The 22,077-nt window shown below is 70.7% G+C and carries 27 protein-coding genes; 14 read left to right on the forward strand and 13 right to left on the reverse strand.

The features are described 5' to 3' along the window. Positions 1–115: 115 nt before the first annotated feature. The 5 genes from AC1MLT_RS09670 to mnmH are packed head-to-tail and all read left to right on the forward strand — an operon-like array spanning position 116 to position 4,695. On the forward strand, positions 116–988 hold the full coding sequence (locus tag AC1MLT_RS09670) for a putative selenate ABC transporter substrate-binding protein (protein WP_481032076.1): 873 nt from the start codon (positions 116–118) through the stop codon (positions 986–988). 28 nt (positions 989–1,016) lie between these two features. Continuing rightward, positions 1,017–1,865, forward strand: coding sequence for a phosphonate ABC transporter ATP-binding protein (locus AC1MLT_RS09675; protein ID WP_481032077.1), 849 nt, complete (start codon positions 1,017–1,019; stop codon positions 1,863–1,865). After that, complete coding sequence (locus tag AC1MLT_RS09680; protein ID WP_481032078.1) at positions 1,862–2,719, forward strand: PhnE/PtxC family ABC transporter permease; 858 nt, start codon at positions 1,862–1,864, stop codon at positions 2,717–2,719. Before AC1MLT_RS09675 ends, AC1MLT_RS09680 begins: the two co-directional genes overlap by 4 nt. After that, positions 2,716–3,534 carry a phosphonate ABC transporter, permease protein PhnE gene (gene phnE / locus AC1MLT_RS09685; RefSeq protein ID WP_481032079.1) on the forward strand — a complete coding sequence of 273 codons (819 nt, stop codon included), beginning with the start codon at positions 2,716–2,718 and terminating at the stop codon, positions 3,532–3,534. The genes AC1MLT_RS09680 and phnE overlap by 4 nt, the downstream gene beginning before the upstream one ends. 33 nt (positions 3,535–3,567) lie before the next feature. After that, positions 3,568–4,695 carry a tRNA 2-selenouridine(34) synthase MnmH gene (mnmH, locus tag AC1MLT_RS09690; protein ID WP_481032080.1) on the forward strand — a complete coding sequence of 376 codons (1,128 nt, stop codon included), beginning with the start codon at positions 3,568–3,570 and terminating at the stop codon, positions 4,693–4,695. Here mnmH and fdhD read toward each other — a convergent pair. Continuing rightward, a complete protein-coding gene (gene fdhD / locus AC1MLT_RS09695; protein WP_481032081.1) occupies positions 4,653–5,549 on the reverse strand; it encodes a formate dehydrogenase accessory sulfurtransferase FdhD in 897 nt (298 codons plus the stop codon). The two genes, mnmH and fdhD, sit on opposite strands and share 43 nt — an antisense overlap. Before the next feature lie 94 nt (positions 5,550–5,643). On the opposite strand from fdhD, the gene AC1MLT_RS09700 reads away from it, so the two are divergent. Beyond that, positions 5,644–6,807, forward strand: coding sequence for an ATP-binding protein (locus AC1MLT_RS09700; protein ID WP_481032082.1), 1,164 nt, complete (start codon positions 5,644–5,646; stop codon positions 6,805–6,807). An 8-nt stretch (positions 6,808–6,815) separates the two neighbouring features. On the opposite strand, the gene apbC is transcribed toward AC1MLT_RS09700, so the two are convergent. The 3 genes from apbC to AC1MLT_RS09715 form a co-directional block, all read right to left on the reverse strand. After that, on the reverse strand, positions 6,816–7,907 hold the full coding sequence (apbC, locus tag AC1MLT_RS09705) for an iron-sulfur cluster carrier protein ApbC (protein ID WP_481032083.1): 1,092 nt from the start codon (positions 7,905–7,907) through the stop codon (positions 6,816–6,818). A 93-nt stretch (positions 7,908–8,000) separates the two neighbouring features. Then, positions 8,001–8,741, reverse strand: coding sequence for a YceH family protein (locus AC1MLT_RS09710; protein ID WP_481032084.1), 741 nt, complete (start codon positions 8,739–8,741; stop codon positions 8,001–8,003). Positions 8,742–8,753: 12 nt separating this feature from the next. Further along, positions 8,754–9,794: an isocitrate/isopropylmalate dehydrogenase family protein gene (locus AC1MLT_RS09715; protein WP_481032085.1), complete on the reverse strand. Its 1,041-nt coding sequence runs from the start codon at positions 9,792–9,794 to the stop codon at positions 8,754–8,756. 171 nt (positions 9,795–9,965) lie between these two features. Between AC1MLT_RS09715 and metG the strand changes: the two genes are divergently transcribed. After that, entirely contained in the window at positions 9,966–12,155 is a 2,190-nt protein-coding gene (metG, locus tag AC1MLT_RS09720; protein WP_481032086.1) for a methionine--tRNA ligase, read from the forward strand. A gap of 5 nt (positions 12,156–12,160) precedes the next feature. Then, entirely contained in the window at positions 12,161–12,424 is a 264-nt protein-coding gene (locus tag AC1MLT_RS09725; RefSeq protein WP_481032087.1) for a hypothetical protein, read from the forward strand. Between the two features lie 8 nt (positions 12,425–12,432). On the opposite strand, the gene AC1MLT_RS09730 is transcribed toward AC1MLT_RS09725, so the two are convergent. Further along, positions 12,433–12,948 (reverse strand): outer membrane protein assembly factor BamE, encoded by a 516-nt coding sequence (locus AC1MLT_RS09730; RefSeq protein ID WP_481032088.1) that lies wholly within the window; start codon positions 12,946–12,948, stop codon positions 12,433–12,435. A 39-nt stretch (positions 12,949–12,987) separates the two neighbouring features. On the opposite strand from AC1MLT_RS09730, the gene AC1MLT_RS09735 reads away from it, so the two are divergent. Continuing rightward, positions 12,988–13,197, forward strand: coding sequence for a DUF3460 family protein (locus AC1MLT_RS09735; protein WP_481032089.1), 210 nt, complete (start codon positions 12,988–12,990; stop codon positions 13,195–13,197). A gap of 52 nt (positions 13,198–13,249) precedes the next feature. Then, positions 13,250–14,155: a segregation and condensation protein A gene (locus tag AC1MLT_RS09740; protein WP_481034962.1), complete on the forward strand. Its 906-nt coding sequence runs from the start codon at positions 13,250–13,252 to the stop codon at positions 14,153–14,155. Here AC1MLT_RS09740 and AC1MLT_RS09745 read toward each other — a convergent pair. From AC1MLT_RS09745 to AC1MLT_RS09760, 4 genes are read right to left on the reverse strand one after another with little or no spacing between them, the layout of a single operon-like run. Then, complete coding sequence (locus AC1MLT_RS09745; protein WP_481032090.1) at positions 14,044–14,625, reverse strand: hypothetical protein; 582 nt, start codon at positions 14,623–14,625, stop codon at positions 14,044–14,046. The genes AC1MLT_RS09740 and AC1MLT_RS09745 overlap by 112 nt on opposite strands. Then, positions 14,622–15,461, reverse strand: a complete 840-nt coding sequence (locus AC1MLT_RS09750) for an FAD:protein FMN transferase (protein WP_481032091.1) — start codon at positions 15,459–15,461, stop codon at positions 14,622–14,624. Before AC1MLT_RS09750 ends, AC1MLT_RS09745 begins: the two co-directional genes overlap by 4 nt. 3 nt (positions 15,462–15,464) lie before the next feature. Then, on the reverse strand, positions 15,465–15,722 hold the full coding sequence (locus tag AC1MLT_RS09755) for an FMN-binding protein (protein ID WP_481032092.1): 258 nt from the start codon (positions 15,720–15,722) through the stop codon (positions 15,465–15,467). Between the two features lies 1 nt (position 15,723). Beyond that, positions 15,724–16,827, reverse strand: coding sequence for a DUF6662 family protein (locus AC1MLT_RS09760; RefSeq protein ID WP_481032093.1), 1,104 nt, complete (start codon positions 16,825–16,827; stop codon positions 15,724–15,726). Positions 16,828–17,259: 432 nt separating this feature from the next. Between AC1MLT_RS09760 and queE the strand changes: the two genes are divergently transcribed. The 3 genes from queE to AC1MLT_RS09775 all read left to right on the forward strand — a co-directional run bounded on the left by queE (position 17,260) and on the right by AC1MLT_RS09775 (position 18,761). After that, positions 17,260–17,904, forward strand: coding sequence for a 7-carboxy-7-deazaguanine synthase (gene queE, locus AC1MLT_RS09765; RefSeq protein ID WP_481032094.1), 645 nt, complete (start codon positions 17,260–17,262; stop codon positions 17,902–17,904). Between the two features lie 64 nt (positions 17,905–17,968). Further along, positions 17,969–18,343: a 6-carboxytetrahydropterin synthase gene (locus tag AC1MLT_RS09770; protein WP_481032095.1), complete on the forward strand. Its 375-nt coding sequence runs from the start codon at positions 17,969–17,971 to the stop codon at positions 18,341–18,343. A 55-nt stretch (positions 18,344–18,398) separates the two neighbouring features. Then, positions 18,399–18,761 (forward strand): 5-carboxymethyl-2-hydroxymuconate Delta-isomerase, encoded by a 363-nt coding sequence (locus AC1MLT_RS09775; protein WP_481032096.1) that lies wholly within the window; start codon positions 18,399–18,401, stop codon positions 18,759–18,761. Here AC1MLT_RS09775 and AC1MLT_RS09780 read toward each other — a convergent pair. The 4 genes from AC1MLT_RS09780 to AC1MLT_RS09795 form a co-directional block, all read right to left on the reverse strand. Further along, complete coding sequence (locus tag AC1MLT_RS09780) at positions 18,758–19,771, reverse strand: NAD(P)H-dependent glycerol-3-phosphate dehydrogenase (RefSeq protein WP_481032097.1); 1,014 nt, start codon at positions 19,769–19,771, stop codon at positions 18,758–18,760. The two genes, AC1MLT_RS09775 and AC1MLT_RS09780, sit on opposite strands and share 4 nt — an antisense overlap. A gap of 67 nt (positions 19,772–19,838) precedes the next feature. Beyond that, on the reverse strand, positions 19,839–20,297 hold the full coding sequence (gene secB / locus AC1MLT_RS09785; RefSeq protein ID WP_481032098.1) for a protein-export chaperone SecB: 459 nt from the start codon (positions 20,295–20,297) through the stop codon (positions 19,839–19,841). 142 nt (positions 20,298–20,439) lie between these two features. Beyond that, positions 20,440–20,700 carry a glutaredoxin 3 gene (grxC, locus tag AC1MLT_RS09790; protein ID WP_481032099.1) on the reverse strand — a complete coding sequence of 87 codons (261 nt, stop codon included), beginning with the start codon at positions 20,698–20,700 and terminating at the stop codon, positions 20,440–20,442. Positions 20,701–20,781: 81 nt separating this feature from the next. Continuing rightward, entirely contained in the window at positions 20,782–21,189 is a 408-nt protein-coding gene (locus AC1MLT_RS09795) for a rhodanese-like domain-containing protein (RefSeq protein WP_481032100.1), read from the reverse strand. An 81-nt stretch (positions 21,190–21,270) separates the two neighbouring features. Here AC1MLT_RS09795 and gpmA point away from each other — a divergent pair, with 81 nt between their 5' ends. Beyond that, positions 21,271–22,014 carry a 2,3-diphosphoglycerate-dependent phosphoglycerate mutase gene (gene gpmA / locus AC1MLT_RS09800; RefSeq protein WP_481032101.1) on the forward strand — a complete coding sequence of 248 codons (744 nt, stop codon included), beginning with the start codon at positions 21,271–21,273 and terminating at the stop codon, positions 22,012–22,014. Positions 22,015–22,077: the final 63 nt, after the last annotated feature.

Below are 22,077 nucleotides of genomic sequence, written 5' to 3' on the forward strand. Positions count from 1 at the left end.
CAGGACCCGGCGAGACCCGGCCATCGTGTCGAGCAGGACCCGCTTCCTACAATGCGGGCCCTGTCCGTCGCGTCGCCATGGCGCCGTTCCATCCCTTCTTCCGAGACTTGCCCCGATGCCCTTCGCCCTTCGTTCGTCCTCGCTCGGTCGCCTGGCCGCCGCGCTCACCCTCACGTTCGCCGCCGTCGGTGCCCTGGCCCAGGGCGTGCTGCGCGTCTCGGCCATCCCCGACGAGGCGCCCACCGAGCTGCAGCGCAAGTTCACGCCGCTGGGCGACTACCTGAAGAAGGAGACCGGCATGGACGTGCAGTTCACGCCCGTGACCGACTACGCCGCCGTCGTCGAGGGCCTGGCGACGAACAAGATCGACCTCGCCTGGCTGGGCGGCTTCACCTTCGTGCAGGCGCGCATCCGCACCCAGGGCGGCGCGGTGCCGATCGTCCAGCGCGCCGAGGACAAGGTCTTCACCAGCAAGTTCATCGTGCCGACCGACAGCCCGGCCAAAACGCTGGCCGACCTCAAGGGCAAAACCTTCGCCTTCGGCGCGCCGTCGTCGACCTCCGGCAGCCTGATGCCGCGCTACTTCCTGCTGCAGGCCGGCATCGATCCCGAGAAGGACTTCAAGAGCGTCGCCTTCTCCGGCGCGCACGACGCCACCGTGGCCTTCGTCGCCGCCTCGCGCGCCGAGGCTGGCGTGCTCAACGCATCGGTGTGGGACAAGCTGGTCGAGTCGAAGAACCCCAACGCCGCCAAGGTGCGTGTGCTGGCCACCACGCCGACCTACTACGACTACAACTGGACCGTGCGTCCCGGCATGGACCCGGCGCTGCGCCAGAAGCTGACCGACGCCTTCCTCAAGCTCGACCCGGCCAACCCGGCGCACAAGGAGATCATGGCGCTGCAGCGGGCCAGCAGGTTCATCCCGACGCAGTCGTCGAACTACGACGGCATCGAAGCCGCGGCCAAGTCGGCCGGCCTGGTGAAGTGAGCGGGCCGGACCTGGTTCCAGGCACGCGATGAGCTTCCGGCTCGACGCCGTCGGCGTGGTGCATCCCAATGGCCAGCGCGCGCTGGCCGCGCTGTCGCTGGCGGCGATGGCGGGCGAGCGCGTCGCGGTGATCGGTCCGTCGGGTGCCGGCAAGACGACCCTGCTGCGCGTCCTGGGCGCCGCGCTGCGGCCGGCCGAGGGCGATGTGCGGGTGCTCGACGCGGCGCCCTGGGACTCGTCGGCCGGCGCGCTGAAGGCGCTGCGCGCGCGCATCGGCACCGTGCACCAGGCGCCGCCGATCGCGCCGCGCCTGCGGGTGGTGACGGCGGTGCTGTCGGGGCGGCTGGGCCGCTGGTCGACGGCGCGCGCGCTGCGCTCGCTGCTGCATCCCTCCGACATCGAGGGCGCGCACGAGGTGCTGTCGCGCCTGGCCCTGGAGGACCGCCTGTTCGAGCGCTGCGACCGCCTCTCCGGCGGCCAGTTCCAGCGCGTGGGCGTGGCGCGCGCCCTCTACCAGCGCCCCGACCTGCTGCTGGCCGACGAGCCGGTCTCGGCGCTCGACCCGACCCTGGCCGATGCCACGCTCGGCGCGCTGGTGGTCCAGGGCGAGGCGACGGGCGCGACGCTGGTCGCCTCGCTGCACGCGGTCGACCTGGCCTTGCGCTGGTTCCCGCGCATCGTCGGCCTGCGCGAGGGCCGCGTGGCCTTCGACCGGCCGGCCACCGAAGTCACGCCGGCCCTGCTGCAGGCGCTCTATGCCAGCGAAGGCGGACCGGCCACGCAGGCGCCGCCGCCGCCCGGGAGCGACGCGATGCCCGGGCTGCCCGGGCTGCCCGCCGCGGCCGATGCCCGCGGCCTCCGGTCGGTCTGCCGTTGAACACCGCCACAGCCTCCCGCGAGCGGCGTGTCCCCCGCGCGCCGCGCGTCGATCCGCAGGCGCGGCGCCGGCTGGCGACCACGCTGGCGGCGCTGGTGGTCGCCTGGCCGATGCTGGTGCTGTCGGACTTCCAGCCCTGGCGACTGTTCGATCGCGACAGTCTGGCCGTGCTCGGCGGTTTCCTGGGCGCCTTCCTGCCGCCGGAGACGGCGCCGGACTTCCTGCGCCTGCTGGCGCGCGCCACCCTGGAGACCTTGGCCATGGCCACCGCCGGCACCGCGCTGGCCTTCGCCATCGGCGCGCCGCTGGCGATCCTGGGCACGCGCGCGCTGTCGATCTCGCGCATCGGCCCCGGACCGCTCCGGTGGCGCGGCGCGGCCCTGCGCCAGATGGTGCGCTCGCTGCTGATGGTGCTGCGCGCCATCCCCGAGATCGTCTGGGCCCTGCTGTTCGTGCGCGCACTGGGGCTGGGCCCGGCTGCCGGGGTGCTGGCGCTGGCCATCACCTATGGCGGCATGCTCGGCAAGGTGTATGCCGAGATCCTCGAATCGACCGACACCCGGCCGGCGCGCGCCCTGCTCGAGGGCGGCGGCGGCCGGCTGGCGGCGCTGTGCTACGGCCTGCTGCCCTCGACCGCGCAGGAACTGGTCTCCTACACCGTCTACCGCTGGGAGTGCGCGGTGCGCGCCTCGGTCGTGATGGGCTTCGTCGGCGCCGGCGGCCTGGGCCAGCTGATGGACCAGTCGATGAAGATGCTCAACGGCGGCGAGGCCAGCAGCATCCTGCTGGTGTTCCTGGGCCTGGTGCTGCTGGCCGACCTGCTGAGCACCTTCCTGCGCCGGCTGTTCGCATGAACGCCGAGCGCCGCCCCCTCCCCGCTCTGCCCGCCCGGCCCGCGCCGTGCCTGCGCTGCCGCGTCGTGCTGCTGGCGGTGCTGGCGGCGGTGGTCGCCAGCTTCGTCTACCTGGGCCTGGGCTTCGGCGCGCTGCTGTCGGCGGAATCGCTCGGCCACATGGGGCGTTTCGTGGCCGAGTTCTTCCCCCCCGACCTGGCGCCGGACTTCCTGCGCAAGGTCGGCACGGGCGCGCTGCAGACGCTGGCGGTGTCGGCGCTCGGCACCTTGCTGGCCGCCCTCGCCGGGATGTTGCTGGCGCTGCCGGCCTCGGGCCGCGCCGGCCGGCCGGCCCGCCGGATGGCGCGCTTCACGCTCAACGTGCTGCGCAGCGTGCCCGAGCTGGTGTGGGCCGCCGTGATGGTGCTGGCCGCCGGCATCGGCCCCTTCGCCGGCGCGCTGGCGCTGGCGCTGCACACCACCGGCGTGCTCGGCCGCCTGTTCGGCGAGACCCTGGAGAACGTGCCGCCCGAGCCCGAGAGGGCGCTCGCCGAGTCGGGCGCCGGCCGCGTCGCGGCCTTCGCCTACGCCAGCCTGCCGCTGGCGCTGCCGCAATGGGTCGCCTACACGCTCTATCGCTGGGAGATGAACATCCGGATGGCGGCGGTGCTGGGTTTCGTCGGCGGCGGCGGACTCGGCCAGCTGCTGTACTTCCACCTGTCGATCTTCCAGCAGCCGCAGGCCATGACGGTGCTGCTCGCGATGTTCGCGATCGTCGCCGCAGTGGACGCGGCCAGCGCCCACCTGCGGCGCGGCCTCGGTCCGGCCTATGCCTGAGAACCCTTCGCCCCGACCCCTTCCCAACTCGCCATGAACTCCCATCGCCAACCCGTCCGCGTCGCGGACATCGCCGGCTTCGACACGGTGATCGACGCCCGCTCCCCGGCCGAATTCGCGCTCGACCACATCCCCGGCGCCATCAACTGCCCGGTGCTCAGCGACGAGGAGCGCGTCGTCGTCGGCACGCTCTACAAGCAGCAGGGCGCGTTCGAGGCGCGGCGCGTGGGCGGCGCGATGGTCGCGGCCAACCTGGCGCGGCACCTGCAGACGCAGCTGGCCGACAAGCCAATCAAGTGGCGTCCGCTGGTCTACTGCTGGCGCGGCGGCCTGCGCAGCGGCTCGATGGTGGCCTGGCTGCGGCTGGTCGGCTGGGACGCGCAGCAGCTCGCCGGCGGCTACAAGAGCTTCCGCCATCACGTGCTCGAGCGCATCGACACGCTCGCCCCCCGGCTCGACCTGCGCGTGCTGTGCGGCGCCACCGGCAGCGCCAAGACGCGCGTGCTGCAGGCGCTGGCCGCGCGCGGCGAACAGGTGCTCGACCTGGAGGACTTCGCGCGCCACAAGGGCTCGCTGCTGGGCAACCTGCCGGGCATCCCGCAGCCCTCGCAGAAGGCCTTCGAGACGCGCATCGCGACGGTGCTCGAGGCGCTCGACCCGGCGCGTCCGCTGTATGTCGAGGGCGAGAGCGCGCGCATCGGCCGGCTGTCGGTGCCGGTGCCGCTGGTGGCGCGCATGCGCGAGGCCGCCTGCATCGAGATCGCCGCCACGCCCGCCGCCCGGCTCGACTACCTGCTGCGCGACTACGCCTACCTGGGCGACGACCGCGAGGGCCTGGCCGGGAAGATGGGCGCCCTGAAGGAACTGCAAGGCAAGGAGACGGTCGCGCGCTGGCAGCAGTGGGCGCGCGAGGCCGACCTGCCCCGGCTGTTCGCCGAGCTGATGGCGCTGCACTACGACCCGCACTACGAGAACTCGCAGGCCCGGCACTTCAAGGCCTGGTCGCAGCGCCGCTCGGTGGCGACGGCCGACCTGACCGATGCCGGCATCGACGCCGCCGCCGAGGCGGTGCTGGCGCTGGCATCGGCGCCGCTGCCCGAGGCGCCGGAACCGGTGGCTCAGGCGCGCGGCGCGCTGTCCTCGGACAGGCCGTCGGCATAGAGCACCGCGCGCGGCGCGCGGCACAGGCCCCAGAAGCGCACGCCGGCGAGTTCGGCCATGCGCACGCCCATGGCGGTCGGCGCCGAGATCGTCGCCAGCGCCGCGATGCCCAGGCGCGCGCACTTGCGCACCAGTTCGTGGCTGCCCCGGCTCGACATCACCACGAAACCCGGCTCGGCCAGCCGGCCCGCGCGCGCCAGGCGGCCGAGCAGCTTGTCGAGCGCGTTGTGGCGACCGACGTCCTCCAGCACCTCGACCAGCGCGCCATCGACCGTGGCCCAGCCGGCGGCATGGATGGCGCCGGCCTGCGCGTTGAGCAGCTGGCGCGCCGGCAGGTCGGCGAAGGCGCGCAGCACGGTGGCGGCGTCGATGCGCCCGATCCAGTCGCGCGCGGGCACGCGCTGCGGCGTGATGTCGAGCGCGGCGAAGCTCTCGACGCCGCAGATGCCGCAGCCGGTGCGCCCGGCGATGCTGCGGCGGCGGCCCTTCAGGCGCTCGAAGCTGCGGGTGGAGATCTCCAGGCGCGCCTCGATGGCGGGGATGCCCTCGGGCAGGCCGGCATCGGCGGCGGAGACGGTCCGGACCTCGATGTCGCGGCAGTCGGACGCGGCATCGAGGATGCCCTCGCTGAGCGCGAAGCCGAGGGCGAAGTCCTCGATGTCCTGCGGCGTGGCCATCATGACGGCATGCGAGATGCCGTTGAAGACCAGCGCCACGGGCACCTCGGCGGCCAGCGTGTCGTCGCGCCAGGCGTTCCCGGAGGGCAGGCCGGCCTCTCCCTGCAGCTGCAGCTGAACCTGCACGGGCAGGCGGACGAGCGGGGGCGGGACGGTGGGTGTCGGATCAGCGGACATGGCGGACGGATGGATCGGGTTCGGCCCGTGGTGGATGAAGGAAAAGGCGCATCGTTTCCTTGAATATTGACCACCTCGTGGTCAAAATACAAGGATGATCGAACGCTTTCTGGATGTCGTGCTGCGCGAGCGACTGGGTTTTTATCCTGGCATGGTGTTGTTGGGTCCGCGCCAGGTCGGCAAGACGACGATGGCGCGCGCCATCGCCGCGACCTACCCCCAGGCGCTGATGCTCGATCTGGAGCGGGCGTCCGATCGCGCGCAGCTGGCCGAGCCCGGACTGTTCCTGTCGCAGCATCGCGACAGGCTGGTGGTCCTGGACGAAGTCCAGATGATGCCCGACCTGTTCACCCACCTGCGCCCCGAGATCGATGCCGACCGGCGCCCCGGACGCTTCCTGCTGCTGGGTTCGGCCAGCGGTGCGTTGCTGCGTCAGCGCGCCGAATCGCTGGCCGGCCGCGTCGGCTATCTGGAACTGACGCCACTGACGGCGGCGGAACTGCCTCGGGATCTGTCGACCCTGCAGCGACTGTGGCTGCGCGGCGGCTTTCCGCTGGCCTATCTGGCGCCGAGCGAACGGCTGGCCTTCACCTGGCGGCAGGATTTCATCCAGACGTTCATCCAACGCGATCTCCCGCTGATGGGAACCGGCGTGGCCACCGACTCGCTGCACCGCTTCTGGCGCATGCTGGCCCATCTGCAGGGTCAATTGTTCAATGCGTCCCAACTCGGGCGCTCGCTCGGCGGCGTCAGCCACAACACGACCACACGGTACCTCGACCTGCTGGTCGACACGCTGCTGGTGCGCCGGCTGGAGCCCTTCTTCCCCAACGTGGGCAAGCGCCTCGTCAAGTCTCCCAAGGTGTACCTGCGCGACAGCGGACTGCTGCATGCCTTGCTCGGCATCGCCAACCTGTCGGATCTTCAGGGCCATCCGATCGTCGGCGCATCGTGGGAGGGCTTCGTCGTCGAGCAGGTTGCCGCCCATCTGCCGGAAGGAGGCCAGCTCGGCTTCTACCGCACCGCGGCCGGCACGGAACTGGACATCGTGGTGGAAGCGGGCTCCAGGCGCCTGGGCATCGAGGTCAAGTTCTCCGCCGCTCCCACGGTGAGCAAGGGCTTCTGGCACGCCAGGGACGACCTCGGACTCGCGCGGGCGCTGGTGGTGGCTCCCGTCGAGCGCGCCTATCCGCTGCGCGAAGGCGTGGACGTGGTACCCGTCTGGCAACTGCCCGCGCTGCTGCGCGAGTTCGGTTGAGCGATGCCTCAGGTGTCCTTGCTGACCATGATGGTCGGGAATTTCGACGAGAAGTCCTTCGACTTCTCCGCGATGCTCACCGCCACGCGTCGCGCCACGTCCTTGTAGATGGCGGCGATCTCGCCATCGGGCTCGGCCACCACGGTGGGCGTGCCGCTGTCGGCCTGCAGCCGGATGCCCATGGCCAGCGGCAACGCGCCGAGGTAGTCCATCCGGTATTCGGCCGCCATCTTCTTGCCGCCCTCGGCGCCGAAGATGTGCTCGACGTGGCCGCAGTTCGTGCAGACGTGGACCGCCATGTTCTCGACGATGCCCAGGATCGGCACGCCGACCTTCTCGAACATGCGAATGCCCTTCTTGGCATCCAGCAGGGCGATGTCCTGCGGCGTGGTGACGATCACCGCGCCGGTCATGGGCACGCGCTGGCTCAGCGTGAGCTGGATGTCGCCGGTGCCCGGGGGCATGTCGACGATCAGGTAGTCCAGGTCCTTCCAGGCGGTCTGGCGCAGCAGCTGCTCCAGCGCCTGCGTGGCCATCGGGCCGCGCCAGATCAGCGCCTGGTCGGCATCGACCAGGAAGCCGATCGACATCACCTGCACGCCGTGTCCGATCAGGGGCTGCATGATCTTGCCGTCGGTGCTCTCGGGCTGGCCGGAGACGCCCATCATCATGGGCTGGCTCGGACCGTAGATGTCGGCATCGAGCAGGCCGACGGTGGCGCCCTCGGCGGCCAGCGCCAATGCCAGGTTGGCGGCGGTGGTGCTCTTGCCCACGCCGCCCTTGCCCGAGGCCACGGCGACGATGTTCTTCACGCCCGGCAGCAGCTGCACGCCGCGCTGGACGGCGTGGCTGGCGACCTGGGTGATGATGTTGACCGAGACGTTGTCCACGCCCGGCACGGTGCGCGCCGCGGCGACGAAGGCCCGGCGCAGGGCGGCGTGCTGGCTCTTGGCCGGATAGCCCAGCTCGACGTCGAAGGCGACGTCGCCCTCGTTGATCTGTACGTTCTTGACCGCCCGGCTGGCGACGAAGCCCTTGGACGTGTGGGGATCGAGGACGGACGCCAGCGCGTCCAGGAGTCCCGCTTGCGTGACTGACATGTGTTCAAACTCCAGAGTGGCGCGTAGTCTACGGGCGCGCCCCGGCGGCGGCCGACGGGCGCGGCAATGCCCCCACCGGCACGCCCCGGGACCTCAGGCGTCGACCGCGATGCCCAGCTCCGAGCAGACCCGCTCCAGCACCGAGCGCAGCCGCGCGACCTCGGCCTCCAGGCGCGTCACGTTCGATTTCAGCGCGGCGAGCTCGCCCAGCGCCAGGTCGGCGCCGGCCGCGCCACCACCACCGCCGCCATGGCCGGCGCCGGACTCGGCGCCACGCGCGGGCATCGGGTCCTCGGGCGGCGGGCCGGCCAGCAGCTGGGCCCAGCGCCCCTCGCGCGCGCCGGGCAGGCGCGCGAGCTTGGTCACCAGCGCGCCGGCCGGGCGCTCGGCCATCTCGTCGAGGAAGCCCTCGACGGCCGAGATGTCGGCGAAGTTGTGCATGCGGTCGCAGGCGATGCGCAGTTCGCCGGCCGTCTGCGGGCCACGCAGCATCAGCACCGCCAGCAGGATGGTGGACTGCGAGGGCACGCGCAGCACGCGGTCGAGGTTGTGCGAGTAGCGGAAGGTGCGCCCGCCGCTGGTCTCGCCGACCAGGCTGTAGCCCTTGAGGCTGTCGAGCGCGGCCTGGGCCTCGGCATCGGCGACCTCCAGCACCGGATGGCGGCTGGTCTTCTGGTTGCAGCCCGCGACCAGCGCGTTGAGCGTCAGCGGATAGCTGTCGGGCACGGTGCGCTGCTTCTCGATCAGGACGCCGAGCACGCGCGTCTCCAGCAGCGACAGCGTCGCCAGCGGGGAGCCCAGGGCGGTATGGATGACGGCGGGAGTGGGGTTCATCGGTGGCGCGCCTCAGCCGTTGGCGATGCGGGCCACCAGGGCGCGCGTGAATTCGGCGGTGGTGGCCTTGCCGCGCAGGTCGCCGGTGCGCACCTGGTCGATGTTGAGCGTCTCGTCGATGGCGCGGCGCAGGCGCGTGGCGAGCTCGGGCCGGCGCACGTGGTCGAGCATCAGGGCCGCGGCCAGCAGGATCGCCGTCGGATTGGCGATGCCCTTGCCGGCGATGTCGGGCGCCGAGCCGTGCACGGCCTCGAAGATCGCCGCGTCGGCGCCGATGTTGGCCCCCGGCGCCATGCCCAGGCCGCCCACCAGGCCGGCCACCAGGTCCGAGAGGATGTCGCCGAACAGGTTGGTGGTCACCAGCATGTCGAACTGCCACGGGTCGAGCACCAGCTTCATCGCGCAGGCGTCCACGATGATGGTGTCGAGCTCGAAGCGCCCCTTGTACTTCTCCTCGTAGAGCCGCAGGCCGGTCTCCAGGAACAGGCCGGTCAGCACCTTCATGATGTTCGCCTTGTGCACCAGCGTGACCTTGCGGCGGCCGGTGGCGATGGCGGTCTCGAAGGCGTATTCGAGCAGGCGCCGGCAGCCCTGGCGGGTATTGATGCCGGTGGCCATGCCCACGGCGTGCGGGTCGTCGTCGATGCGCACGTAGTGCTCGTGGCCGATGTAGAGGCCCTCGAGGTTCTCGCGCACCACCATCAGGTCGATCTTCTCGAAGCGCCCGCCGGGGATGATGGTCAGGGCCGGGCGCAGGTTGGCGTAGAGCTGGAACTCCTCGCGCAGCCGCACGTTGGAGGAGCGGTAGCCGCCGCCCGAGGGCGTCTCCAGCGGCCCCTTGAGCGCCAGCCGGGTGCGGCGGATGCTCTCCAGGGTGGCGGCGGGCAGCGGATCGCCGGCCGCCTGCACGCCGCCGAGGCCGGCGATCTGGCGGTCCCAGGCGAAGGGCGCGCCCAGGGCGTCGAGCGCGGCGAGGGTCGCATCGACGATCTCGGGGCCGATGCCGTCGCCGGGGATGAGGGTGGCGGGGATGGGGGTGGTGGAGGTGCTCATGGCTCGCACTCTAATCCGTGCCACCGGTCGTTTCCAGGCGCGCGGCGTCGGAATCCGGCGCCGACCGGAGGCCGCCGCCTAAAATGCCCGACCGCCCCCTCGTCGCTCCGCACCCGCACCGGCGGGGCCGCCTCCCACCCTTCTTCGTCCCGCCCCAGAAAGCGCCCTCCGATGTCTCCGCGCAAGCTCTTCGTCACCACCGCCCTGCCCTATGCCAACGGCAAGTTCCACATCGGCCACATCATGGAATACATCCAGGCCGACATCTGGGTGCGGTTCCAGCGGATGAACGACGCCGAGGTCAACTTCGTCTGCGCCGACGACGCGCACGGCGCGGCCATCACCATCGCGGCGGACAAGGCGGGCATCACGCCGCAGGCCTTCGTCGCCGAGATCGCGGCCGGACGCAAGCCCTACCTCGACGGCTTCCACATCGCCTTCGACAACTGGCACTCCACCGACGCGCCGGAGAACCACGAGCTGGCCCAGGCCATCTACCGCGACCTGCGCGACGTCGCCGGCCTGATCGAGACCCGCAGCGTCGAGCAGTTCTACGATCCCGAGAAGGGCATGTTCCTGGCCGACCGCTTCATCAAGGGCGAGTGCCCCAACTGCCACGCCAAGGACCAGTACGGCGACAACTGCGAGGTCTGCGGCGCGGTCTACGCGCCGACCGAGCTGATCGCTCCCTATTCGGCGCTCTCCGGCGCCCGGCCGGAACTGCGCAGCTCGGAGCATTTCTTCTTCAAGCTCTCCGACCCGCGTTGCGAGGCCTTCCTCAAGGCCTGGACCACCGCCCCCGGCCACGTGCAGCCCGAGGTGCAGAACAAGATCCGCGAATGGCTCGACCGGGACGAGCCCGCCGCCGACGCCGCCGCCCCGGCGGCGGCCACCGAGGGCGCCGCCGCGCCCGCCCCCGCGCGCACCGGCCTGGGCGACTGGGACATCAGCCGCGACGCGCCCTACTTCGGCATCGAGATCCCGGACGCCCCGGGCAAGTACTTCTACGTCTGGCTCGACGCGCCGGTGGGCTACCTGGCGTCGCTGAAGAACCTGCTGGACCGCCGCTCGATCGAGGCCGGCGGCGACGGCATCACCTATGCCGAATACATGGCCGACCCGGCGCTGGAGCAGGTGCACTTCATCGGCAAGGACATCATCACCTTCCACACGCTGTTCTGGCCGGCGATGCTGCATTTCAGCGGCCGCAAGGCGCCCGACGCGATCTACGTGCACGGCCACCTGACCGTCGGCGGCGAGAAGATGAGCAAGAGCCGCGGCACCGGCATCGACCCGCTGCGCTACCTCTCGGTCGGGCTCGACCCCGAGCACCTGCGCTACTACCTCGCGGCCAAGCTCAACGGCCGCAACGAGGACATCGACTTCAACCCCGACGACTTCATCGCCCGCGTCAACAGCGACCTGGTGGGCAAGTACATCAACATCGCCAGCCGCGCGGCCGGCTTCACCGCCAAGCGCTTCGGCGGCCGGCTGGGCGAGGTGTCGGCCGACGGCGCCGCCCTGCTCCAGGAGCTGCGCGAGGCCGGCGCCGGCCTGCGCACCCTGCACGATGCCCGCGACACCGCCCGCGCCATGCGCGACACCATGGCGCTGGCCGACCGCGTGAACGAGTACGTCGATGCCAACAAGCCCTGGGAGCTGGCCAAGAAGGAAGGCGCCGAGGCGCGCCTGCACGATGTCTGCACGACCTGCATCCAGGCCTTCCGCCTGCTGACGATCTACTTGAAGCCGGTGCTGCCGGCGCTGGCCGCCGATGTCGAGCGCTTCCTCAACGTCGCCTCGCTGCGCTGGCGCGACGCCGACACCACGCTGCCGCCCGGCCACGTCATCGCCGACTACCGCCACCTGACCCAGCGCGTCGATCCGAAGCGGATCGACGCGCTGTTCGAGGCCCCGGCACCGGCTCCGGCGGCGGCGCCCGTCGCCGCGCCGCCGGCGGCCACCGCGCCGGAAATGGCCGGCGACGCCACGGCCATGCCCGGTGGCGAGGCCGTCGCGCCGATCATCGGCATCGACGATTTCGCGAAGATCGACCTGCGCATCGCCCGCATCGTGGACTGCGCGCCGGTCGAGGGCTCGACCAAGCTGCTGCGCCTGACGCTCGACGTCGGCGAGGGCCGCATGCGCAACGTCTTCAGCGGCATCGCCTCGGCCTATGCGCCGGCGCAGCTGGTGGGCAAGCTGACCGTCATGGTCGCCAACCTGGCGCCGCGCAAGATGAAGTTCGGCGTCAGCGAGGGCATGGTGCTGGCCGCGAGCCACGCCGACGAGAAGGCCGCGCCGGGCATCCACGTGCTGGAACCCTGGCCGGGCGCGGTGCCCGGCATGCGGGTGCGGTGACCGCCATGCGCGCGCCCGGTTCGTCCCATCGGGGTCGCCGGCGCCATGCCGCCCTCGTCGCGCTGGCCCTCGGCGTGGCCACGACGGCGCTGGGCGGCTGCGCGGTCGTCAGCGTGGCCGGTGCCGCCGTCTCGGTCGCGGGCACGGCGGTCGGCGTCGGAGCCTCGGCGGTCGGGCTGGCGGCCGATGCCGCCATCGGCACCGTGCGCCTGGGCGGCAAGGCGATCGGCGCGGCGGCCGATGCGGTGATCCCGGACGGGAAGCCCTGATCGGGACCTCAGTTCGGCTCGACGGCGCGATCGGCCGACGAGCCGCTGCGCACCACGCGCTGGTCGCTGTCGAGCACGGCGGTGAAGACCATCGGCGTGTTCGGCGGCTGCACCCAGCGCCATTCCCACTCGGTCTCGCGCTTGAGCGCGTAGGGCGTCACCTTGGCCGGCTTGCCCAGCAGCTTGCGCAGGTCCTCCATCGCCATGCCGGGGCGCACGCGGGCGAAGTTCTCGGGTGTGAGCACCTGGCGCAGCGCGCTCATGCGGCCATCCGCGCCGATGGTGATCATGTAGTTCTTCTGGCCCTGCGGCTGGCGGTTGTATTCGAACACCCGGCCGCCCGATGCGCCCGGGGCATCCCAGATGTTCTCCGGCTGGCCGAAGCTCTCGCGCACGTCGGCCTCGGTCGACACGCCCTCCTCCAGCCGCTCGATGCGTTTGGAATCACAGGCCGCCAGCGCCACCAGGGCGGCCAACGCGACCAGAGAAGCCGCAAACCGGTTGCCACCGGATCGTGTTGACATGCCGTCCCCCCGTAAAATCGATGCAAAGGATTCCAGTCTATGTCCATCTTCAATCGCCCCCACTACACCTCCGAGATCACGCAGTTCATCGACGAGCTCAAGCAGAAGCGGCCCCATCTCGAAGCCGACCAGCGCACCGGCCGGGCCCTCCTGTGGGACAAGCAGCCGGTCGACCTCGGCGTACTGAAGGAAGACCTGGACGCCCGGGTCGCGCAACAGCCCTACGTCTACCAGACGCAGGTCAAGTAGGCCGGTGCGTGTCCCGCCGGTCACCGCGCCGGGCGGCACGGACTCCGCCTTCATCGATCTCGCCGCGCCCGGCGACGTCGATCCGGTCGCCCTGGCGCGCCTCTATGGCGAGCCGCTCTTCGCGCTGCCGAACGACCTCTACATCCCGCCCGAGGCCCTGCAGGTCTTCCTCGATGCCTTCGAGGGCCCCCTGGATCTGCTGCTCTACCTGATCCGCAAGCAGAACTTCAACATCCTCGACATCCCGATGGCGGGCCTGACGCGCCAGTACCTCGCCTATGTCGACCAGGTGCGGCGCACGCACCTCGAACTGGCGGCCGAGTACCTGCTGATGGCGGCGATGCTGATCGAGATCAAGTCCCGCATGCTGCTGCCGCCCCGGCGGGTGGCCGATGGCGAGGAAGCCGAGGACCCGCGCGCCGAGCTCGTGCGCCGCCTGCTGGAGTACGAGCAGGCCAAGCTCCAGGCCGCCGCCCTCGGCGCCCAGCCCACCCTGGGACGCGACTACTGGACCGCCCAGGCGCATCTCGAGCAGTCCCGCGCGCCGCGCTTTCCCGATGTCGACCCGATCGACCTGCGCGATGCCTGGGCCGACATCCTGCGGCGCGCGAAGCTGGTCCAGCACCACACCATCTCGCGCGAGGCGCTGAGCGTGCGCGAGCACATGAGCATCGTGCTGCGGCACCTGCAGGGACGGCGCTTCGTCGAGTTCGAGCGGCTCTTCGACGTCGCGCGCGGCGTGCCGGTGCTGGTGGTGACCTTCATCGCGATGCTGGAGCTCGCCAAGGAGACGCTGATCGACATCACGCAGGCCGAGGCCTTCGCGCCGATCTACGTGCGGCTCGCCTATTCGCCGGTGGCGTCCGTCGAGCCGGTGGCGCCGCTCGACGCGCCGCAGACCGACCGCGTCCACCGCCTGCCCCCGGATCCGACGTCCTCGTCGCCAGCGGCGACCTGATCGATCAGGCGGGCCGGCGCGACGGCGGGCCGGCCCCGTGGGCGGTGCCCGCGACCACGCGCGACGTGCCAGGGAAACAGGCACGCGGCTCCCAGGCCCGGCAGCACATGCAGCCAGTGCGCCCAGGCGCGCCCCGCTTCCGGACCATAGAGCAGCGCCAGCGCGGACAGCAGTGCCGCCAGCAGCAGGCCGCCGGCCATGCCTCCGGCCAGGCGGTTGCGGCGACCGCGCCAGCTCACCACGACATGCTGCGGCAGCGCGCTGCCCAGGGCCAGCACGGTGACGAAGCCGGCGACGCCATGCGCGATCCACCAGAACGTCAGCCGTGGCGGCAGCCATCGGCAACCATCCATCAGGACGAACCAGACCACGCCGGACAGTGCGCAGGCACCCAATGCGCCATGGGTGAAGTACCGCTGCCAACGCGGCACGCGACCGATGCGGGAAGACCGATCGGACGGCGACGTCATGAGACATGGCCCCGCGCCCCGAAGTGCGCCAGACACGGCGCGGCGAGGCGGCCGCGCAGCGCCAGGACCTTGGTCAGCCCATCGGCCACGGCGCAGCGCGGAGCGATCACGCTGAAGCTGCATGCGCTGGTGACGCTGCGGCCATCGAGCGGGTCCACCAGGGCGGAGTCGAACGTGCCGTCCGCCCGCGTGGCGCGCGAGAAATAGGCGCCGGACGTGGCGATGGCGCCGTCGGCCAGTTCGCCCAGTGGAACCAGTTCCGACGGCCGTGCCGGGTGGCGGACATGGATCAGGCGCGGGCGCGGGCCCAGGACCCGCAGGTCGCCACCCGCGTTCACCATGGCGTCGCGCACGCCCCGGATCCGGAGCGCCTCGATGGCCCGGTCCACCGCGAAACCCTTGGCGATGCCACCCAGGTCCAGGCACACGCGTGCCCGGAGATGCACGCGGGCGCCGGATCGCGGTTCGATGTCCGCCAGTGTGCTGCGCCCGACGGCTCCGCACGGTCCCGTCGCCGATGCCGGCAGCAGGCCCCGTGCCACCAGACGTGCCGCCACGCCACAGTCGAACGCGCCGTCGGAGACCGCATGCAATGCCAACGCCAAGGCCAGCACTTCGGCGGTCCAGGGGTCGACGTGCAGCGTCGTCCCGGGCCGCGCCGCGTTGATGCGCCCGAGGTCGGAGTCCGCGCGGTGGAAGGACATCAGCGATTCGACGCGGGCGATCGCCCCGTAGGCGGACTCCAGGGCATCCCGCGCGTCGGCATCCCCGGCATCGTCCAGGGCGATGTCGACATAGGTTCCCAGGGCCGGGCGACAGCGGCGCAACGCATTCATCGATCAATGCCCCCGCAGCAGCAGAGCATGCACGGCCAGCACGCGCCTGACGCCATCGCTCAGGTGCTTGGCCGACAGGGTGGCACCCGAGATGGCTTCGACGTCCTGGCCCAGCCTGAGGGGGGCCTGGCGGTCCTTGCCGACGAACTGCCGCAACCACCGGGCCTCCGCCACCTCCTGGCCATAGGACTCCTGGTACTCCATGACCTCGACCCGGCGCACCGCGCCATCGGCATCGATGCCCACCGCGTAGGTGATCATTTCATGCTTCCCGACCACCTCGTCGATGACCAGCCAGCCCCCGTCGGCCGCCTTCCATATCCGGTTGCCCTGGAATGGATGGGACACCGAGGAGGCCTGCCGGACGGCGTCCTGCTGCGCCGGCGTCAACGCGACCGGAAACGCGGTCAGGACCTGGTCGCCGAAGATCGCGTGCTGGGCCTGCGGCACCGACAGGTAGACCCTGGCGGCCGCCACGACCGGGGAGAGCGCCGCGCCGAGCGCGACGAGCGGCCAGATGCCCGCGGGTCTCCATTCCATGCGCGCCCCAATTCAGCAGGAAGCCGACCTTGACCATGAACTGGTCGCGCCCGTGGTTGTCCCACACCCGGCCCAGGGAGCAATCGGCAGTGCCGTCGGCATGGCAATGCCCGCCGATCTGGTGGCGCCAGGCGGCGGTGACCCACCAGTCCTTCTGCGCATAGTGGAGGTTGGGCCCGATGAAGTTGGCGGTCTGGGTCAGCCGGTCGAATCCATAGCCGTCGTGGTCGGTGTGATAGCGGCCTTCCACGCCGGCGGACCACCGGGGCCGGAACCGATAGCTCGCGCCCCACAGCAGGTCGGCCATGGAATTGCGGATGATGCCGCCCGCCGGGTCGTACTTCTCCTTCTCGATCTCGACCAGGAGGTTGGCCGCCAGCACGAGCCGGTCGTCCAGGAAATTCGACTGCATCAGCAGGCGGAACTCCAGCTCGTCCTCCAGACGGCCCCAGGTCGGCTCCAGATACAGGCCGACACCCACGGGCGAAGTGACGGGGTTGCTGAGCCGCCAGATGGCTTCGAGCGAACCGCCATCGGCGCGACGTTTCCGGTAGGGCATCGTCGCGGCCGTGCTGGGCACGCCGAAACCGGCCGTGCAAGGCACGCTGTCGCAGGTCTCGGGACTCAGATAGTTGTCATGGGCCCGAAGGGAGGTGGCATTGACATACGCTCCCAGTTGAAGATCGTCGGTCAGACCGTATTCCAGTTCCGAGCGATAGAGACCGAAGTCGTAGGTTCCGACCGCCTGCCGGTGGGTGACATCCACCTTCTGCTCGAATTCCAGCTTGCCCCTGGGCTGCAGATCGAGCGTATAGACCCAGCCCATGACGCCCTCGCCCGCATGGGCCGAAGGCAGGCACGTACAGGTGGCGCAGGCGAGCACTGCCAACAGCCGACGGACCGGCCCACTCCCTTTTCTTCTCATGAAGACTCCCTTTTTGTATGGTTTTGGAGGACTCAAATGCGACTATATCTCATTCGCATCTTAGAGATCCACCATGCCATGTCGGCCATGCGGCGCCGAACTCCACCGGCATCCGCAGCCCTGCTTTGTCCCCGCGGGGAACGGTCGCTCGCCGACTATGGGAAAATCCGGCCCTCTCCACGTCCGGCGCACCCTGCACGCCCGACCGGCCTTCTCTGCGAAACCAATGTCCGGGTGTGCCCCACCCCGGCCGCCAGGCACCGATGCCCATGACGCCCCGCCCCGCGGCGCGTGGCCACGGGACGATGCCGGCGACATCACGATCACTGCCACATGGCCTACAGCGTCAAGGAAATCTTCTACACCCTGCAAGGCGAAGGCGGACAGGCCGGCATGCCGGCCGTGTTCTGCCGCTTCGCCGGCTGCAACCTCTGGAGCGGCCGGGAAATCGATCGCGAGCGCGCCATCTGCCGGTTCTGCGACACCGATTTCGTCGGCACCGACGGCACGCTCGGTGGCAAGTTCGCCGACGCGCAGCAGTTGGCCGACACCATCGCCGCGCAATGGCCGGCCGATGCCGCCGGCGCCGCCTCGCGCCTGACGGTGCTGACCGGCGGCGAGCCGCTGCTGCAGGTGGACGCCGCGCTGGTCGACGCCCTGCACGAGCGCGGCTTCCGCATCGCCTTGGAGAGCAACGGCACCGTCGTCGCGCCGGCGGGCATCGACTGGCTGTGCATCAGCCCGAAGGCCGGGGCGCCCTGGGTCCAGCGCAGCGGCCAGGAGCTCAAGGTGGTCTGGCCGCAGCCGGGCCTCGACCTGGAGACCCTGCATGCCGAAAGCGATTTCGCCCACCGCTTCCTCCAGCCCATGGATGGCCCGGCGCAGCTGGAGAACACGGCGCTGTGCATCGACACCTGCCTGCGCCATCCGGCCTGGCGCCTGAGCCTGCAGACCCACAAACTGACCGGCATCCGCTGACCGGATGCCCCGTCCCGCTCCGGGATCCAGCCGCGCCACGCGGCCATCGCCCCGCCCATCGACCATGTCCCATCCGCAATTCACCCTCAGCCAGCGTTTCTTCTTCGACGCCGCCCACACCCTCCAGCGCGAGATCGAGGCCGAAGGCAGCCGCCGCATCCATGGCCACACCTACCACGCCGAGGTCGCCGTGCGCGGACCGCGCGACGCGGTCACCGGCATGGTCATCGACCTGGGGCACCTGCGCGCCCGCTGCGAGGCGCTGCGCGAACGGCTCGATCACCACCTGCTCGACGACGTCCCCGGCCTCGGTCCGGCGACCCTGGAGAACCTGTGCGTCTTCATCGCCAAGGACCTGGCCGACCTGCGGCCGCCGGTCAGCCAGGTGCGCGTCTGGCGCGCGGCCGCGGGCGACGCCTGCGTGCTCGATCTGACCTGAAGCGCCTTCCTCCGTCCCCTCCTTCCTCAACCGACCTCCTAGCGAGTCATCCACCATGCCGCATCTGATCATCGAATACAGCAGCAACCTGACGGACTTTCCGCAGACCCGGGTCCTGGACGAGCTCAACGCCGCCGTCACGGCCAGCCCCGAGATCCTGAACGAGGCCGATCTGAAGACGCGCTTCGTGAACGTCGAGCGCTTCGCCATCGGCACCGCGCCCCAGGATCGCGCCTTCGTCCATGCGCAGCTGCGCGTGCTGTCGGGCCGCAACGCCGAGACCAAGCAGGACCTCACCGGCCGCATCGCCGACGTCCTGCGCCGGCTCGTGCCGCGCCCTCAGGGCGTGCTGGTGCAGCTGAGCGTGGAGATCGTGGACATGGACCGCCCCTCCTACGTCAAGGAACGACTGGTCTAGGGTTCGACGCCCGGTTCGCGCCCCATCAGGTCGACCACCGCCTCGTCCGGCCGCATGCGGCCGTCGAGCAGTGCGACCACGCTGCGGGCGATCGGCATGTCAATGCCCAGATGCCGGGCGCGCTGCACCACGGTGCGCGCGCAATAGACGCCCTCGGCCACGTGGCCGAGCGATTCCACCGCCTGCGCCAGAGTCCGGCCCTGCGCCAGCAGCAGGCCGATCTTGCGGTTGCGCGACAGGTCCCCTGTCGCCGTCAGCACCAGGTCGCCCAGCCCGGACAGGCCCATGAAGGTCTCGGCCCGCGCGCCCAGGGCCAGGCCGAAGCGCGTCATCTCGGCCAGGCCCCGCGTGATGAGGGCGGCGCGCGCGTTGAGCCCGAGCGACAGTCCGTCGCACAGCCCGGTGGCGATCGCCAGCACGTTCTTCAGGGCGCCGCCGACCTCGACCCCGACGATGTCGTCGTTGGCATAGACCCGCAATCGGGGACCGTGGAAGGCCTCGACCAGCAGCTGGCGCACGTCGGCGTGGACGCTGGCGGCCACCAGTGCCGTCGGCTGGCCGCGAGCCACCTCCAGCGCGAAGCTCGGACCGCTCAACGCCCCCGCCCGCAGGTCCGGCGCGACCCGCGCCTGGACCTCGTGCGGCAGCAGGCCATGGCCGCCGTCCGTGGCTTCGTCATCACCGGCGGGCATCGGCTCGATGCCCTTGCTCAGCCAGGCGAGCGGGACGCGCAGATCGCGCAGTGCCACCAGCTGCCCGCGCAGGGCGGCCATCGGGGTGGCGACGACGACGAGATCGGCGGCCTGGGCGAGTGAGCGGGCATCGCCGGCGGCGACGCGCAGGGACGTCGGCAGCGCGATGCCGGGCAGATAGCGGGTGTTCTCGCGCGCGGCGGTGATGGCCGCGACCTGGACCGCATCGCGCGCCCACAGCGTCACGTCGTGACGCATGGCGGCATTGACCGCCACCGCCGTGCCCCAGGCACCGGCACCGAGGACGCAGATCCTCATGGGCGGCCTCCGGGCTGCTCGCCTCGACGCCCGACGGCGAACCGCGGCAGCACCGAGACGGGCGGGATCACTGCGTGAGGATCGCGGACGGCTGGCCGGCGGCCTGGGCCTGCTGCTGCTCGAACATGGCCTGGAAGTTGATCTCGGCCAGGTGCACCGGCGGGAAACCGCCGCGCTGGATGACATCGGCCACGTTGCCGCGCAGGTAGGGATAGACGATCTGCGGGCAGGCGATGCCCAGGATCGGGCTCATCTGGTCTTCCGGCAGGTTGCGGATCTCGAAGATGCCGGCCTGCTTGGCCTCGACCAGGAACACGGTCTTGTCGCCGATCTTGGTCTGCACGGTGGCCGACACGGTGACCTCGAACACGCCATCGGCCACCGGCTGGGCGTCGACGCCGAGCTGGATGTCGACGGTCGGCTGTTCCTGCTCGAGCAGGATGCCGGGGGAATTGGGTTGCTCCAGCGACAGGTCTTTCAGGTAGACGCGTTGAATCTGGAACACGGGATCTGGAGTGTCGGCCATGGCTGAGCTTTCGGAGTCAAACGAGGGACCTGCGGTGGAGACGGAAGTCTCGACAACGCGGGCCGGAGGAGAACGAGCCGACGATTATGGCTTGCGCCACGGCCCGTTCCGGGAGGCCCGGGAACGCGGCGCCCGGGCCCGTTCAGGCGCCCTGCAGCAGGGGAACGAGGCCGCCGCGGCTGTCGAGCGCGATCAGGTCGTCGCAGCCGCCGACGTGCGTGTCGCCGATGAAGATCTGCGGCACGGTGCGGCGCCGGGTCGTCTCCATCATGGTGGCGCGGGCCTGCGGGTCGCTGTCGATGCGGATCTCCTCGATCTGCTCGACGCCCTTGGACTTGAGGATCTGCTTGGCGCGAATGCAATAGGGGCAGACGGCCGTCGTGTACATCTTGACGGTTTGCATGGGAAAGGACGTGTCGGGTTGCGGAACGCCGGCCCGGCCGGTCGGCCGGGAACGGCATGGAGAGCGGACGAGCCGTCCGGCTCAGGCCTTCTCGATGGGCAGGTTAGCCTCTTTCCACGACTTGAGCCCGCCCGTCACGACTTGGGCCTGCTCGTAGCCGAGCTTCTTGGCCGTCGCCAGCGCGCGCTGGGCGCGCGTGCCACTGGCGCACATCAGCAGCAGCGGCACCGACTTGTTCTTGACAGTGGTGCCGAGCTTCTGTTCGAGCTGGCCGAAGGGCACGTTGCGCGCGCCGGTCGCATGGCCGGCAGCGAATTCGTCGGGCTCCCGCACATCGACCATGACCGCCCGCTGGCGATTGATGAGCTGCACCGCGCCCTGGGCCGTGAGGGATCCGCCGCGCCCGCCGCTGATCAGCGGCCAGGCCAGCATGCCGCCCGAGCTCAGCGCGATCAGGATCAGCATCCAGTTGTCGACGATGAATTTCACGATGTTCCTTGAATGGCAAACCACGGATTTTAGAATGCTGCCTTTCGCAGTCCGCTGCCTCCGCATTCAAAGGCCCCTCCCATGCACAAACTGGTACTGATCCGCCACGGCGAATCGACCTGGAATCTCGAGAACCGTTTCACCGGCTGGACCGATGTCGATCTGACGCCCACCGGCGTCGAGCAAGCCAAGCAGGCGGGCCGGCTGCTGAAGGCGGAGGGTTACGACTTCGACGTCGCCTACACCAGCGTCCTCAAGCGCGCCACCCGCACGCTCTGGCACACGCTCGACGAGCTCGACCGCACCTGGCTGCCGGTGGTGCACTCCTGGCGCCTCAACGAGCGCCACTATGGCGGGCTGCAGGGCCTCAACAAGGGCGAGACCGCCAAGAAGTACGGCGACGAGCAGGTGCTGGTCTGGCGGCGCAGCTACGACACCCCGCCGCCGCCGCTCGAGCCGGGCGATCCGCGCAGCGAGCGCGGCGACATCCGCTACGCCAAGCTGGACCAGGAACAGATCCCGCTGACGGAATGCCTCAAGGACACCGTCGCGCGCGTGCTGCCGTTCTGGAACGAGTCGATGGCGCCGGCCATCCGCAGCGGCCGCCGCCTGGTGGTCGCGGCGCACGGCAATTCGATCCGCGCCCTGGTCAAGTACCTCGACGGCATCTCCGACAGCGAGATCGTCGGCCTGAACATCCCCAACGGCATTCCCCTGGTCTACGAACTCGACGAACAGCTGAAGCCGCTGCGCCACTACTACCTGGGCGATGCCGAGGCGGTGGCCAAGGCGGCGGCCGCCGTCGCCTCCCAGGGCAAGGCCTGACACGCGCGAACCCGGACGCCGCGCCAGGGGAACCATGGCGCTCCGACCACTTCCAAGCAGCGG

The sequence above is a fragment of the Variovorax sp. PEI5 genome (assembly GCF_056679935.1).